Genomic DNA, 12,749 nt, shown 5'->3' with positions numbered 1-12,749 from the left:
ATCCTTCTGATTACGAGGCGGAGGCGTTGGAAAGGACTTCCCAGCGCTTCAGTTTGGACTTGGGGGCGCACTCGACGATGCGAGCGATGTCGCCGACCTTGAGCGCGTTGGCTTCGTCGTGCGCGTGGTACTTCTTGGACGACCGGACGGTCTTCTTCAGAAGCGGGTGAAGCAGGGTGCGCTCCACCTTCACAACGACAGTCTTCTCGCCCTTGTCGGACACGACCACGCCTTCAAGAATTCGCTTGGGCATATTCGTTTCCTTACGAGGCCGCACGCTTCTCGCGCAGAAGCGTCGAGATGCGAGCGATGTCTTTGCGGACTTCACCAACGCGGTGAGTCTTTTCCATTTGGCCGGTGGCCGCCTGGAAGCGCAGGTTGAACTGTTCCTTCTTGAGCTTCAGCAGCTCGTCGGACAGTTGGTCGGTCGTTTGCGACCGCAGATCGGCGATCTTGGTCATTAGGCGGCAGCCTCCACATGCGCGACGCCGGCGTCGATACGGGTCACGACCTTGGTGCGGACCGGCAGCTTGGCGGCGCCGAGACGGAGTGCTTCGCGGGCGACATCGTCCGGCACGCCGTCGATTTCAAACAGGATACGGCCCGGGTGGCAACGCGCGGCCCAGTGGTCCACGGCGCCCTTACCCTTACCCATCCGGACTTCAGCCGGCTTGCCCGTGACGGGCAGGTCGGGGAAGACGCGGATCCAGACGCGGCCCTGGCGCTTCATCTGGCGAGTGATCGCGCGGCGAGCCGCTTCAATCTGACGCGCGGTGATGCGTTCCGGCTCCAGCGTCTTCAGGCCATACGACCCGAAGTTCAGCGAGAAACCGCCCTTGGCCGAGCCATGGATCCGGCCCTTGAAGGCCTTGCGGTATTTGGTCTTCTTCGGTTGCAACATGACTTAGTTCTCACGTCCCCGGTCGCGACGCGGACCGCGGTCGCCACGGGGGCCGCCGCGTTCGCGGCCTTCGTTCGAGGACGGACCCGAAGCTTCCTGGGCCCAACGCTTGTCCTGCGCCATGGGATCGTGCTCCAGCACTTCACCCTTAAAGACCCAGACCTTCACGCCGATGATGCCGTAGGTCGTCTTGGCTTCATAGAAACCATAGTCGATGTCGGCGCGCAGCGTGTGAAGCGGCACGCGACCTTCGCGGTACCATTCCATACGAGCGATTTCCGCGCCACCCAGACGACCCGAGACATTCATACGAATGCCCTTGGCGCCCAGACGCATGGCCGACTGCATCGAACGCTTCATCGCGCGACGGAAGGCCACGCGGCGCTCCAGCTGCTGCGCGATGTTTTCGGCGATCAGCTGAGCATCGGTTTCCGGCTTGCGGACTTCGATGATGTTCAGGTGAACTTCACCCTCGGTGCGCGCCGAGATGTCCTTGCGGAGCTTCTCGATGTCAGCGCCCTTCTTGCCGATCACGACGCCCGGACGGGCGGCGTAGATGGTGATGCGGCACTTCTTGTGTGGGCGCTCGATGATGATGCGCGACACGCCGGCGGCGGCCAGGCGTTCCCGCAGCCACTCGCGCAGCTTCAGGTCCTGGTGCAGCAGGCGGGAATAGTCGGCGCCGGCGGCGAACCAGCGGCTGTCCCACGTGCGGTTCACGCCGAGGCGCAGACCGACCGGATTGATTTTCTGTCCCATCAGGCGGCCTCGCCGGCTTCACGGACCACGATGGTGATCTCGCTGAACGGTTTCAGGATGCGCGACGAACGACCGCGAGCACGGCTCGCGAAACGCTTCATCACCAGGTTCTTGCCCACGAAGGCCTCGGCGACGACCAGATTGTCGATGTCGAGGTTGTGGTTGTTCTCGGCGTTCGAGATTGCCGAATACAGGACCTTGCGGACGTCGCCAGCGATGCGCTTACGGCTGAATTCCAGCTCGTTCAGCGCCTTCTGGACCGGCATGCCGCGGATCGAAGCGGCGACCAGGTTCAGCTTTTGCGGGCTGATACGCACGTTGACCAGCTTGGCGCGGGCCTCGGTCGGGGCGACCCGACGCTCGTTTTTTGTCTGGGCCATCGGTTACTTCCTTTTGGCCTTCTTGTCCGCCGCGTGACCCGGGAAGTTCCGGGTCGGGGCGAACTCGCCGAGCTTCATGCCGACCATCTCTTCCGAGACCGACACGGGCACGTGCTTCTGACCGTTATGGACGCCGAACGTCAGACCGACGAACTGCGGCAGGATGGTGGAGCGGCGCGACCAGGTCTTGATCACGTCCTTGCGGCCCGACGATTGAACGGCGTCGGCCTTCTTGAGCAGATACCCGTCGACAAACGGGCCTTTCCAGGAGGAGCGGGCCATTCTTAGCGAGCCTTCTTAACGTGGCGGGTACGGATGATGTACTTGTCCGTAGCCTTGTTCTTGCGGGTACGAGTGCCCTTGGTGTCCTTACCCCACGGCGTGACGGGGGTACGACCACCAGAGGTCCGGCCTTCACCACCACCATGCGGGTGGTCGATCGGGTTCATGGCGACGCCGCGAACGTGCGGACGCCAGCCCATGTGACGCTTACGACCGGCCTTGCCCAGGTTCTGGTTCATGTGGTCGGGGTTCGAAACCGCGCCCACCGTGGCGATGCAGCCGTCCAGAACCATGCGCAGTTCGCCCGAGCCGAGACGGATCTGGGCGTAGCCCTGATCGCGACCGACCAGCTGGGCGTAGGCGCCGGCCGAACGGGCCAGCTGGGCGCCCTTGCCCGGCTTCATTTCGATGTTGTGGATGATCGTACCCACCGGCATCGAACGCAGCGGCATGGCGTTGCCTGGCTTCACGTCGGTCTTTTCGCCCGCCACGATCGTGTCGCCCGCCTTAAGGCGTTGCGGCGCGATGATGTAGGTCTTTTCGCCGTCCTCGTAGGTCACGAGCGCGATGAAGGCCGTGCGGTTCGGATCGTATTCCAGACGCTCGACCGTGCCGACCATGTCCCACTTACGACGCTTGAAGTCGATCTTGCGGTACAGGGTCTTGGCGCCGCCGCCACGGAAGCGGACCGCGATGCGACCGCCCTGCCCGCGTCCGCCCGACTTGGTCAGGCCTTCGGTCAGCGACTTTTCCGGACGGCCCTTGTGGAGTTCCGAACGGTCAACCAGCACGAGGGCGCGACGGCCCGGCGAGGTCGGATTGTAATGTTTCAAGGCCATCTGATCAGAGCCCCGTGGTGACGTCGATCGACTGGCCGTCAGCCAGCGTCACGATCGCTTTTTTGATGTCGACCCGGCGACCCAGGATACCCCGGAAGCGCTTGGTCTTGCCCTTTTGAACCAGGGTGTTGACCTTCAGGACGTTGACTTTGAACAGGCTTTCGACCGCAGCGGCGATCTCGTCCTTGGTCGCCGTGTCGGCGACGCGGAAGACGACCTTGTTCTGCTCGGACAGGATCGTGGCCTTTTCGGTGATCACCGGGGCCAGGATGGTGTCGTAGTGCTTGGCGGTAGGTTGAGCGGCCATTACGCGGCTTCCTTATCGCTGAAGCGGGCTTCGATGGCCTCGATAGCGGCCTTCGTCAGCACCAGCTTGTCAGCCCGCAGGATGTCATAGACGTTCAGGCCGGCGTTCGGCAGCACGTCGATGTGCGGGATGTTGCGTGCGGCCAGGCCGAAGTTCGTGTCGACTTCGGGACCCGCGATGATGAGCGCCTTGGTCCAGCCCAGCTTGCCGAGCGTTTCACGCAGCGAAGCGGTCTTGGCTTCCTTCACCGAGACGGTGTCGACCACGATCAGGTCGCCCGACTTGGCCTTGGAGGACAGGGCGTGACGCAGAGCCAGGGCGCGGATCTTCTTCGGCAGCGAGAAGCCGTGATCGCGAACGATCGGGCCGAAGGCGCGCGAACCGCCGACGAACTGCGGTGCACGGCGCGAACCGTGACGAGCGCCGCCGGTGCCCTTTTGCTTGTACATCTTCTTACCCGTACGAGAGTTCTCGTTGCGGGTCTGAACCTTGTGCGTACCGGCGCGGCGCTTGGCCAGTTGCCAGTTGACGGTGCGGGCCAGGATGTCGCCGCGGATGTCGGAGATGCCGAAGACGGCGTCCGACAGTTCCACGTCGCCAGCAGCCTTGCCGTCGAGTTGGATGACAGAGAGTTTCATTACGCTTCACCGCCTTCGGTCGCTTCGACGGAGGCTTCTTCAGCCGGGGTCGAGGCGGGTTGAGCAGCAGACTTGCTCGACTTCAGCGCGCCGGGGAACGGAGCGTCGGCCGGGCGAGCCTTCTTGATGGCGTCGCGAACCTTGACGTAGCTGCCGTCGTGACCGGGGACAGCGCCCTTGATCAGGATCAGGCCACGCTCGGCGTCCACGCGGACGACGGTCAGGTTCTGGGTGGTGACGGTCTCGGTGCCGTAGTGGCCGGCCATCTTCTTGCCGGGGAACGTGCGACCCGGGTCCTGACGGTTACCCGTCGAACCGTGCGAACGGTGCGAGACCGAAACGCCGTGGGTGGCGCGAAGGCCGCCGAAGTTCCAGCGCTTCATGGCGCCGGCGAAACCCTTACCGATGGTCTCGCCCTGGATGTCGACCTTCTGGCCCACCAGGAAATGTTCGGCCGACAGTTCGGCGCCCACGTCCAGCAGACCGTCCGCATCGACGCGGAACTCGGTCACATAGGCTTTCGGTTCGACTTCCGCCTTGGCGAAAGTCTCGCGTTGAGCCTTGTTGGTGTTCTTAGCCTTCTTCGTGCCAGCGCCCAGCTGGAGAGCGACGTAGCCGTCACGCTCCTGGGTACGTTGGCCGACGACTTGGCAGCCGTCGAGCTGCAGCACAGTGACCGGTACGTGCGCGCCGTCATCGGCGAACACGCGGGTCATGCCCAGCTTCTTGGCGATCACGCCCGTGCGCATCGGATCCCGCCTCTTTCTACTTTAAATCTTGATCTCGACGTCCACGCCGGCGGACAGGTCGAGCTTCATGAGCGCGTCCACGGTCTGCGGGGTGGGGTCGACGATGTCGAGCACGCGTTTGTGCGTGCGGATTTCAAACTGCTCACGCGACTTCTTATCGACGTGCGGAGAGCGGTTCACGGTGAACTTCTCGATCAGGGTCGGCAGCGGAATCGGACCGCGAACGGTCGCGCCGGTGCGCTTGGCGGTATTAACGATCTCGCGCGTCGAAAAATCGAGGACGCGGTGATCAAAGGCCTTGAGCCTGATGCGGATGCTTTGATCCATATCGGTGCTTACTTCCAATGCGGTCGGAGGACCGCGTCCCTGTGAACCATTTCAAAGACCGAAGGCCTTCGGGCAAAAAGCCCTCAGGGAACGCAAATCCGCAAAAACGATCGGCCCACGCAGTTGCCCGCGAAGGCCGTTGATATCCCAAGAAGCTGCAAAGAACAGTGACTTAGGTCGTTCTTGCGAACCGCGTTTGCAGCGAACTGCACAGCCGGTCCAACAAGAGTGGTGGCTTATGCCTATCGATTCTGATTTCGTCAAGCGCGCAAACCCGGGCTGACACAGGATTTCGACGCGGTCTTCGCCGAGGGCTCAGCACAGCGTGACCAGGCATTTGTCGGTGACGTCTGCGGCTTTGGACGCCTCTTTATAGGGCAGGAGTGCGACTGCTGTGCGCGATTAACGACTTGCCCCACAGATCGCCAAGTCGTGACACATTCTGGCCGCAAGGCGTGGCTGTTGCGCAACAACCTTGCCATCCCAGGCCAATCGAACGTCGGTTTATTGCTCCGCTTCGTCCTGGGCTGATAGCAGCGCCCCTCCCCGGATCCCCATCCGGGTGCAGACTGCTAAGGACAAAAGAAAAATGAAGACGATCCTCCTCGCCACGGCCGCCGCCGCTCTGTTCGCCGCCCCGGCCTTCGCCCAAGACGCCATCGGTTCGGTCGGCGTGACCTATTCCAACCCGTCGATCGAAGTCGCCGGCGACGACGTCGACGCCGACGTCTGGACCGTTGACGGCTCGGTCGCCCTGCCGGCCCAGGACTGGACCGTGACGCTGAACGGCGCGATCGACTACACCAAGGCCTTTGGCGAAGAAGACGTCACCGGCGCCGCCGCTGCTCACCTGACCAAGATGTGGTCCTCCGACGTTCGCGCCGGCGCCTTCGTCGCCGCCAACGGCATCGGCAGCGGCAACGAGCCGATCTGGACCGTGGGCGCTGAAGCGCAGAAGTATCTGTCGAACGCCACTCTGACCGGCCAAGTCGCCTACACGACCGCTGACAACGTGGACGCCGACATCTGGACCGTCGGCGCCGACGCCGCCTTCTACGTCATGCCGAACCTGCGCCTGAACGCGGGCGTCGCCTACAACAACGTCGACTTCTCAGGCGGCGACACCGACGCCTGGACCTACGGCGTGGGCGCCGAATACGAGTTCGAGAACACCCCGTTCTCGCTAAGCGCCGCCTACACCCGCGCCGACATCGATTCGCTGGACGTCGACACCTGGTCGGTCGGCCTGCGCTATTCGTTCGGCGGCGGTCTGCAAGCGCGTGACCGCGCCGGCGCCAACCTGGGCGTCTCGGCCATCTCCAGCGTCCTGAACGTCTTCTAAGCGTCTCGGACCTGATCCATGAGAAGAGCCCCGTCGGAGCGATCCGCCGGGGCTTTTTGTTTGGCCGGAAAAGGCCCCCGGGGTTCCACGACCGGGGGCCTTCTCGTCGCTCGGGTCTTACTGCCCGATCTGCAAGGTTCCCGATCCGACGACGGAGCGAGAGACCGATCCCGTGGCCGAGGCGACGCGGACGCTGCCCGATCCGGCGATCGCCACGTCAAGGTCGCGCGTTGCGCCGCCGTAGCGCACATCGCCGGAACCGCCGATGGCGACCGACAGCTTGTCCATTCGGCCCTCTCGCACATTCACACCGCCCGAGCCGCCGATGGACAGTTCGCTGCGTCCGCCGGCGCTGGCCACCTCGACATTGCCCGATCCGCCGACGGCCGCCTTCAGGGCTCCGGTCGCTCCGGCCGAGATGGAGCCAGACCCGCCGACGCTGGCGTTCAGCGATCGAGACGTGCCCGCGCGGATCGCACCCGATCCGCCAAGGCCCAGTTCCAGATCCCCGTCCACATTGGCCACGTTCCAGTTGCCGCAACCGCCATTGTCCAACTCGACCGATCGCGCGCCGCGTCCGACCGAGCCGAAGACCGCGCCGCTGGCGCTGACATCCACGACGCGCGGCGTGCGCACGACGATCAAAGGCGCGTCTTCCAGGCGGATGCGGCCCAGGTCACGCACTTCGACGGTCGCGCCCTGCCCCGGCTGGCCCGCATCGCTGCGACCGGAGTTGCAGCCGCGAATGGCGCTGTTGCCGCCCCACATGCCGTTACGCCGCAGGCCGCCGTCGATCTTCACGTCATTGCCGTCGCGGCGAACCTGAATGGCCGGCAAGCGCGTCTGGCCTTGCGTGACCTCGACCCCGATATCCTGACGATCCTCGACGATGACCACCACACGGGCGACGGCGTTGCGGATCTCGACCTCGGCGGCCGAAGCGGGCGCCGCGACAAACCCGGTCAGGGTGGCGACGGCGGCGGCAGCGATCAGTGCGGTTTTCATGAGCGGTTTTCCCTTCCCGGATGTGAGGAGCCCGGTTCTGAAGAGAAGGTGCGCGCCGCACGCGCCCAAGTCATTTTAACTCGAGGTCATGAACTCGAATTAACGCCCCGAGCTTATGACGTCGCGTTCAGCGCGCCCGCGCCGTCAGCCGCGCCGATCTCCGGCTCGAAGTCGCGCTCGAAGTTGGCGATCTTGCTTTTCATCGCGCCCGCCTTCTTCAGCGCCAGCGACGCGGCCCAGCGCGCCGCCAGCTCCGGCGTCGTCATGCCGTCGGTGAAGCGCGGCCGCCCGCCCCGGCTGCGGATCACCGCATTGGTGAACAGCGCCCCGTTGCGGAACCGCGACGGCCAGGTCTGGAAATCCATCGACAGGCTGACGCAGAAGCGGTCCAGATTCTCCACCCGGTGCGGCGCATACAGCGGCCAGGTCAGGGCGCGGCCTGGCTCCAGATCCATGACCTGCGCGTCCTGTTCGAACGCCAGCGTGTAAGGCAGTTCCTCGGTCGTCTGACGCGCGACCACCTGTTCCATGTTTCTCTCGGGCAGATGCCCCTCGTCGCCGGGATAGACGAACAGCCGCTTGCGCCCACGCAGGTGAAACAACACCACGCCCGCCGCGTCGAAATGATAGGGCACGCGCGCCTTGGGCGACGACAGGATCAGCTGCCCCGCGTTTCGCACCGCCCGCATCCCCGGATAGGTCGCCTGGATCGCGGCGAAATCCTTCATCGCCGCCGCCCACAGTTCGGGCCAGCCGGTCTCGACCCCGCGCAGATTGACCCACAGCCGACCCTGTTTGATCGCCTCCAGCAACTCCTCACCTGACAGCCGCCCGCGCGCGCCGGTGCGCAAGGACACCTGCCCCTCCTCGTCGTAGTCATACAGGTTGATGTCGAACAGCTCGGCCGGATAGCGATCCAGCACGGCGGCCAGCGCCGCGTCCTCGGCGAATCCTTGCTCGATCAGGGTGTGGGCGTGTGTCTTGGCCTCGGCGATCGGGCCCGGATAGCGTGTGCGGCGTTGGGTCATGCCGATGTCCTCAAACGTGGGCGACGCGCGCTGGCGTCTTCTTCTTGGCGGCCGCCTTCTGGACAGCCGACCGTGCGGCCACCGCCGCCCCCCTCAGCCGCCCGACCGGCGTCGCCTCGCAGGCTTCGATCGTGGCCCAGCGCCGACGCAGCGACGCCCGCACCGCCTCGCCGCGCCCGCCCGCCCTGTTCAACGCCGCCACCGTGATGTCGCCCAGCGCCCGGCCCACGCCGGGCTGCATCACGACGGCTTCGCGCACCGTCTGGCGCGCATTGACGAAGTATTTCTTATAGGTCTCGCCCTCGAAGCCGAAGTCGAACACCCGGAAACCCTCGGCCGCCGCCAGCCGCATCGTGTCCATGCTCAGCAGGATGCCCGGCGAGCACCGCGCCAGCGTCGGCTCATAGGCCGGGAACCAGAAATGGTAATGCCGCCCGGCGTGCAGCGAGAACTCGATCGCCACCAGCTTGTCGCCCGCGTGCATCGCCGCCATCGAGGCGCCGAAGCCTTCTCGCGGCTCGCTCATCAGCGCGTGCAGCAGATCTCGCGTCCAGCCACACGCGAAGATGTCGTGCAGGCCCGAGCGGCGATACTGCGCCGCCTTCAGCGCGATCAGATGATCCAGCAGCGCAGGATCTCTGAGACCCCGCTCCACCCGGATAGGCCCCAGTTCGGCCTCCAAGCTGCGGCGCGCCCGCTCCTTGTCCTTGAAGTATTTGGCGAACGTCTTGCGCCGCTCGGCATACCAGTCGTCATAGCCGGTCTCGGGCATCGCGACCTGCACCGTCTCACGCGCTTGGCCCGTTTCGCCCGCGCCGATCCAGCCGGGCACGTTCAGCCGCTTGGCTTTCAACAGCCGCGCCACCTCTTCCAGCGAGATCGTCTCGTCAGCCGGGGCGATGACGCCATGATAGTCGTTCATGGGCGCGCCCAGCGGCTGCACCGCTCCGCCGCGTCGCTGATGCGGGAAGAAGCCGACGATCTCGCCATCTCGCCGGAAGACGGCGGTCGCCGCGCCGGGGCAGACCCGCGAGGCGATCTCGGCATAGTCCCATCGGAAATAGGGGCTGGCCAGATCGGGATTGCCAGCCGTCCACCCACGCCACAGGGCGACGGCGGCGGCGTCCATCGCCGCCGCGTCCATGATCTCGACCTGCAGCATTCCGGCCATACGCATCCTCTTCGGGCCCTGCGCAGCAAGGTCCATTCCACACTGCACCCTGCCCCATGCGCGTTTCATCAGGGTTTACCGGCATGGTGAACGCGCGTTGACGGAGCCGCGGTCGCCCTGGCGCGTTTGAGTGACCCAAGGAGAAGACCATGACCGATCAACGCCCTGACAGCCAAGCCGTCGAAAACGAAAACCTGCGACCGGACGGCGAAGGCCAGCCGCCGCGCCCGGCGACCGAGCCCAAGGGTTCGAAGGATTCGTCCAACTCCGGCGAAACCGAAACCGACCCCGCGACCGGCGAACCGAACTGAACACCGACCACCTGCACTCACCGTCTCGAAAGTCTCTTATGAACCGTCCCGCCTACCTCGCCGCACTCGCTGTTCTCGCTCTGGGCGCCTGTTCGCCAAAGGAAGAGAACACAGCCGCCCCAGCGGCGCAGACGGCCGAGGCCGCGCAAGTGGGCCAGACCGGCCCGCTCTCTCGAGACGCCATCGAAAACACCGCCTATGCGCCGCCGCCTAGCGCGCAAGAGGGCCAGCCCGCCGCTCCGAATGCCGCCCAGCAGCAGCCGCAGCCCGCCCTGATCCGCGCCCAGGTGCTGCTGGAACGCGCCCGCTTCTCGCCCGGCGCGATCGACGGCTTGGCGGGGTCGAACATGCGTCAGGCGATCTCGGCGTTTCAGGAGGCCAACGGCATGACGGTGAACGGCCAGTTGAACGCCGACGTGATGGGCCGACTGCGCGCCGCCGCCGGACCGGGCGCGGTGACCACCACCTACACCATCACCCAGCAGGACATCGCCGGACCCTACCTCGGCGTCGTTCCCACGGAGTTAGAAGCTCAGGGTCAGGCGGCCCACATGGGCTACGCCAATATCATCGAGGCCTTGGCCGAGCGCTTCCACGTCACCGAGGCCTTGCTGCGCGCCATGAACCCCGGCGCCGATTTCAATCGCGTCGGCCAGGGCCTGCTTGTCCCCGCCGTCAACACCGCGCCCCTGCCCGCTGACGTGGACCACATCGACGTCGACAAGAGCGAAGGCTCGGTCAAGGCGTTTGACGCCGACGGCAAGCTGATCGCCTACTTCCCCGCCACCATCGGCAGCGGCGACAACCCGACCCCGACCGGCACGGTCAAGGTCAACGGCGTGGCGCGAAACCCGGACTACACCTACGACCCGTCGAAACTCAGCTATGGCGACGGCAAGAAGAAGGTCGTCGTCAAACCGGGCCCCAACAATCCGGTCGGCGTTGTCTGGATCGATCTGAACAAGCCGAGCTACGGGATCCACGGCACGCCGGACCCCCATCTGGTCGGCAAAACGGCCTCGCACGGCTGCGTGCGCCTGACCAACTGGGACGCCTGGATGCTGGCCGACAAGGTCAAGCCGGGCGTCACCGTCCGCTTTATCTAGTGAACGGCGCCGAACGGCGTCCCGTCCCAGAAGTCGCAGTGGTGGCGTTCGAAGAAGCCGTCGTCCATGACATCGCCCTGCGGCTTGAACACCCGCACCGGCCCCGCACCCTCGACGCGGGGCCATTCGGCGGCGAAGACCGAACGGCCGAACGTGGCCCACAGCCTCTGCATCCGTTCCGACAGCGCCTTCTGTTCAGGCGTGAACCGCTTAGGATCAGCAAACACCCAGCGCGTGCCGAACACATAGGCCAGTTCGCTGGCATGATAGGCGCCCAGGTCCAGACCGACGATCCGATCCGGCAAGACGAACGGCGCCCCGCGATCGGCGAACTCATAGCCCCACACCGGCACATGCTGGGCCAAAAGGCGTCGCAAGGCCTGTGACGGACAGGCGAACCTCTGGTCCGTGAAGTTCGCAGCGATGGCGTAGGCGGGCCCGTCTTCACCCACCGGATAGCGCGCCAGCACCCGCTCGCCCTGATCGCCGTACATCCAGATCGTCTCCTTCTGATAGCGATCCATGTCCTGCACCTCGTTGGCGAACAGCCGCCCCTCATCGAGGTTTGTCCCGACGAGGACGGCCACGCGCGTGAACCGCCCCTCGCGGATCGCGACCGCCGGGCTTTCCGGCACAGTGGCGTCCGTATGAACCGGCCCCCATGATCCCGGCCCGTTGATGCCTGCCCTCAATGACGCCGCGCGCGACAACCGCCAGGCCGGCAGCGCCTTCAGGCACGCGATCTGATCCTGGCCGGTGCAGCCCAGCCTGTCGGCGAACATCGGCCCCGACTGGGCCGCGTCCTGCGCCCTGACCAGGGACGACGGCTCAAGACATCCGCCGCTCTGCATGATGACCCGCTGATACAGCCCTTCCGACTGCGGCGACGCCATCAGGTAACAGGCCGTCCAGGCCCCGGCGCTTTCGGCGAACAGGGTGACGTCGCCCGGGTCGCCGCCGAAGGCCGCGATATTCCGATGCACCCACTTCAGCGCCGCCTGCTGATCCATCAGGCCGAAGTTGCCGCCGAAGCCTTCGCCGGTCGCCTGAAACCCCGGATGCGCCAGCCAGCCCAGCGCACCGAGCCGATAGTTCATCGTCACGACTACGCGACCCTGCTCGCGCGCCAGTTTCGACGGGTCGTAGTTGGCGCCCGCCCCCACGGTGAAGGCGCCGCCGGGAATATAGACCATCACGGGCCGCGCCTCGGCCGCGTCTCCGCCCGGCGCATAGATGTTCAGATACAGACAGTCCTCTGACCCGACGACGATGCCGCCGCCGCCGCCCAGGATCGAACGACGCCCGATCGCCTGGGTGCAGTCCGCACCGATCCGCGTCGCATCCCGAACGCCCTGCCAGGCCTCGACCGGCTGCGGCGCGCGCCAACGCAGATCGCCGACCGGCGGCGCCGCGAACGGCACGCCGAGGAACGCGCGCGTCCCCGCCCCCTCGACGCCACGCACCGTCCCGGATTCGGTCGTCGCCAATATCGGCTCGGCGTCCTTGGCGAACCGGACCTGATCGACCTTACCGGGATGGGTGGCGCAGGCCGACAGGGCGACAAGGCACGCAAGCAACGAAATCAGACGCATCGTGAACCTTGG

The 12,749-nt window shown here is 65.6% G+C and carries 18 protein-coding genes; 3 read left to right on the top strand and 15 right to left on the bottom strand.

Annotated elements, in window-relative coordinates; all coding sequences use genetic code 11:
* Positions 1–10: 10 nt before the first annotated feature.
* The 11 genes from rpsQ to rpsJ are packed head-to-tail and all read right to left on the bottom strand — an operon-like array spanning position 11 to position 5,182.
* Positions 11–253 carry a 30S ribosomal protein S17 gene (gene rpsQ, locus BLR19_RS01125; RefSeq protein ID WP_017506051.1) on the bottom strand — a complete coding sequence of 81 codons (243 nt, stop codon included), beginning with the start codon at positions 251–253 and terminating at the stop codon, positions 11–13.
* 10 nt (positions 254–263) lie between these two features.
* Positions 264–461 carry a 50S ribosomal protein L29 gene (gene rpmC, locus BLR19_RS01120; protein WP_008263673.1) on the bottom strand — a complete coding sequence of 66 codons (198 nt, stop codon included), beginning with the start codon at positions 459–461 and terminating at the stop codon, positions 264–266.
* Entirely contained in the window at positions 461–901 is a 441-nt protein-coding gene (gene rplP / locus BLR19_RS01115; RefSeq protein WP_017506052.1) for a 50S ribosomal protein L16, read from the bottom strand. Before rplP ends, rpmC begins: the two co-directional genes overlap by 1 nt.
* Before the next feature lie 3 nt (positions 902–904).
* On the bottom strand, positions 905–1,660 hold the full coding sequence (rpsC, locus tag BLR19_RS01110) for a 30S ribosomal protein S3 (RefSeq protein ID WP_017506053.1): 756 nt from the start codon (positions 1,658–1,660) through the stop codon (positions 905–907).
* Positions 1,660–2,040: a 50S ribosomal protein L22 gene (gene rplV, locus BLR19_RS01105; RefSeq protein ID WP_017506054.1), complete on the bottom strand. Its 381-nt coding sequence runs from the start codon at positions 2,038–2,040 to the stop codon at positions 1,660–1,662. The genes rpsC and rplV overlap by 1 nt, the downstream gene beginning before the upstream one ends.
* A gap of 3 nt (positions 2,041–2,043) precedes the next feature.
* Positions 2,044–2,322 (bottom strand): 30S ribosomal protein S19, encoded by a 279-nt coding sequence (gene rpsS, locus BLR19_RS01100; RefSeq protein WP_017506055.1) that lies wholly within the window; start codon positions 2,320–2,322, stop codon positions 2,044–2,046.
* Between the two features lie 2 nt (positions 2,323–2,324).
* On the bottom strand, positions 2,325–3,161 hold the full coding sequence (gene rplB / locus BLR19_RS01095) for a 50S ribosomal protein L2 (RefSeq protein ID WP_055753391.1): 837 nt from the start codon (positions 3,159–3,161) through the stop codon (positions 2,325–2,327).
* A gap of 4 nt (positions 3,162–3,165) precedes the next feature.
* On the bottom strand, positions 3,166–3,468 hold the full coding sequence (locus BLR19_RS01090; RefSeq protein WP_008260292.1) for a 50S ribosomal protein L23: 303 nt from the start codon (positions 3,466–3,468) through the stop codon (positions 3,166–3,168).
* Positions 3,468–4,106, bottom strand: coding sequence for a 50S ribosomal protein L4 (gene rplD, locus BLR19_RS01085; RefSeq protein WP_017506058.1), 639 nt, complete (start codon positions 4,104–4,106; stop codon positions 3,468–3,470). The genes BLR19_RS01090 and rplD overlap by 1 nt, the downstream gene beginning before the upstream one ends.
* Positions 4,106–4,855: a 50S ribosomal protein L3 gene (gene rplC, locus BLR19_RS01080; RefSeq protein WP_091746233.1), complete on the bottom strand. Its 750-nt coding sequence runs from the start codon at positions 4,853–4,855 to the stop codon at positions 4,106–4,108. The genes rplD and rplC overlap by 1 nt, the downstream gene beginning before the upstream one ends.
* A 21-nt stretch (positions 4,856–4,876) precedes the next feature.
* Positions 4,877–5,182, bottom strand: a complete 306-nt coding sequence (gene rpsJ, locus BLR19_RS01075; RefSeq protein ID WP_003164367.1) for a 30S ribosomal protein S10 — start codon at positions 5,180–5,182, stop codon at positions 4,877–4,879.
* A 589-nt stretch (positions 5,183–5,771) separates the two neighbouring features.
* Here rpsJ and BLR19_RS01070 point away from each other — a divergent pair.
* Positions 5,772–6,524: a porin gene (locus BLR19_RS01070; RefSeq protein WP_091746230.1), complete on the top strand. Its 753-nt coding sequence runs from the start codon at positions 5,772–5,774 to the stop codon at positions 6,522–6,524.
* Between the two features lie 117 nt (positions 6,525–6,641).
* On the opposite strand, the gene BLR19_RS01065 is transcribed toward BLR19_RS01070, so the two are convergent.
* The 3 genes from BLR19_RS01065 to BLR19_RS01055 form a co-directional block, all read right to left on the bottom strand.
* A complete protein-coding gene (locus BLR19_RS01065; RefSeq protein WP_091746227.1) occupies positions 6,642–7,529 on the bottom strand; it encodes a GIN domain-containing protein in 888 nt (295 codons plus the stop codon).
* 113 nt (positions 7,530–7,642) lie between these two features.
* On the bottom strand, positions 7,643–8,557 hold the full coding sequence (locus tag BLR19_RS01060) for a transcriptional regulator (RefSeq protein ID WP_091746224.1): 915 nt from the start codon (positions 8,555–8,557) through the stop codon (positions 7,643–7,645).
* Between the two features lie 10 nt (positions 8,558–8,567).
* Complete coding sequence (locus tag BLR19_RS01055) at positions 8,568–9,728, bottom strand: GNAT family N-acetyltransferase (RefSeq protein ID WP_091746221.1); 1,161 nt, start codon at positions 9,726–9,728, stop codon at positions 8,568–8,570.
* Positions 9,729–9,877: 149 nt separating this feature from the next.
* Here BLR19_RS01055 and BLR19_RS14740 point away from each other — a divergent pair, with 149 nt between their 5' ends.
* On the top strand, positions 9,878–10,039 hold the full coding sequence (locus tag BLR19_RS14740; protein ID WP_168189939.1) for a hypothetical protein: 162 nt from the start codon (positions 9,878–9,880) through the stop codon (positions 10,037–10,039).
* A gap of 38 nt (positions 10,040–10,077) precedes the next feature.
* Complete coding sequence (locus BLR19_RS01050; RefSeq protein ID WP_091746218.1) at positions 10,078–11,145, top strand: L,D-transpeptidase family protein; 1,068 nt, start codon at positions 10,078–10,080, stop codon at positions 11,143–11,145.
* Here the strand turns inward: BLR19_RS01050 and BLR19_RS01045 are convergent.
* Positions 11,142–12,737: a carboxylesterase/lipase family protein gene (locus BLR19_RS01045; RefSeq protein ID WP_091746216.1), complete on the bottom strand. Its 1,596-nt coding sequence runs from the start codon at positions 12,735–12,737 to the stop codon at positions 11,142–11,144. The genes BLR19_RS01050 and BLR19_RS01045 overlap by 4 nt on opposite strands.
* Positions 12,738–12,749: the final 12 nt, after the last annotated feature.

Origin of the sequence: Brevundimonas sp. 374 (assembly GCF_900102995.1) — a bacterium.
GTDB lineage: Bacteria > Pseudomonadota > Alphaproteobacteria > Caulobacterales > Caulobacteraceae > Brevundimonas > Brevundimonas vesicularis_C.
This window is presented reverse-complemented; position numbering and strand designations above follow the sequence as displayed.

Excerpts from the sequence above, each read along its gene's own strand:
- rpsQ (WP_017506051.1), bottom strand. The coding sequence starts at position 253 with ATGCCCAAGCGAATTCTTGAAGGCGTGGTCGTGTCCGACAAGGGCGAG.
- rpmC (WP_008263673.1), bottom strand. The coding sequence starts at position 461 with ATGACCAAGATCGCCGATCTGCGGTCGCAAACGACCGACCAACTGTCC.
- rplP (WP_017506052.1), bottom strand. The coding sequence starts at position 901 with ATGTTGCAACCGAAGAAGACCAAATACCGCAAGGCCTTCAAGGGCCGG.
- rpsC (WP_017506053.1), bottom strand. The coding sequence starts at position 1,660 with ATGGGACAGAAAATCAATCCGGTCGGTCTGCGCCTCGGCGTGAACCGC.
- rplV (WP_017506054.1), bottom strand. The coding sequence starts at position 2,040 with ATGGCCCAGACAAAAAACGAGCGTCGGGTCGCCCCGACCGAGGCCCGC.
- rpsS (WP_017506055.1), bottom strand. The coding sequence starts at position 2,322 with ATGGCCCGCTCCTCCTGGAAAGGCCCGTTTGTCGACGGGTATCTGCTC.
- rplB (WP_055753391.1), bottom strand. The coding sequence starts at position 3,161 with ATGGCCTTGAAACATTACAATCCGACCTCGCCGGGCCGTCGCGCCCTC.
- BLR19_RS01090 (WP_008260292.1), bottom strand. The coding sequence starts at position 3,468 with ATGGCCGCTCAACCTACCGCCAAGCACTACGACACCATCCTGGCCCCG.
- rplD (WP_017506058.1), bottom strand. The coding sequence starts at position 4,106 with ATGAAACTCTCTGTCATCCAACTCGACGGCAAGGCTGCTGGCGACGTG.
- rplC (WP_091746233.1), bottom strand. The coding sequence starts at position 4,855 with ATGCGCACGGGCGTGATCGCCAAGAAGCTGGGCATGACCCGCGTGTTC.
- rpsJ (WP_003164367.1), bottom strand. The coding sequence starts at position 5,182 with ATGGATCAAAGCATCCGCATCAGGCTCAAGGCCTTTGATCACCGCGTC.
- BLR19_RS01070 (WP_091746230.1), top strand. The coding sequence starts at position 5,772 with ATGAAGACGATCCTCCTCGCCACGGCCGCCGCCGCTCTGTTCGCCGCC.
- BLR19_RS01065 (WP_091746227.1), bottom strand. The coding sequence starts at position 7,529 with ATGAAAACCGCACTGATCGCTGCCGCCGCCGTCGCCACCCTGACCGGG.
- BLR19_RS01060 (WP_091746224.1), bottom strand. The coding sequence starts at position 8,557 with ATGACCCAACGCCGCACACGCTATCCGGGCCCGATCGCCGAGGCCAAG.
- BLR19_RS01055 (WP_091746221.1), bottom strand. The coding sequence starts at position 9,728 with ATGGCCGGAATGCTGCAGGTCGAGATCATGGACGCGGCGGCGATGGAC.
- BLR19_RS14740 (WP_168189939.1), top strand. The coding sequence starts at position 9,878 with ATGACCGATCAACGCCCTGACAGCCAAGCCGTCGAAAACGAAAACCTG.
- BLR19_RS01050 (WP_091746218.1), top strand. The coding sequence starts at position 10,078 with ATGAACCGTCCCGCCTACCTCGCCGCACTCGCTGTTCTCGCTCTGGGC.
- BLR19_RS01045 (WP_091746216.1), bottom strand. The coding sequence starts at position 12,737 with ATGCGTCTGATTTCGTTGCTTGCGTGCCTTGTCGCCCTGTCGGCCTGC.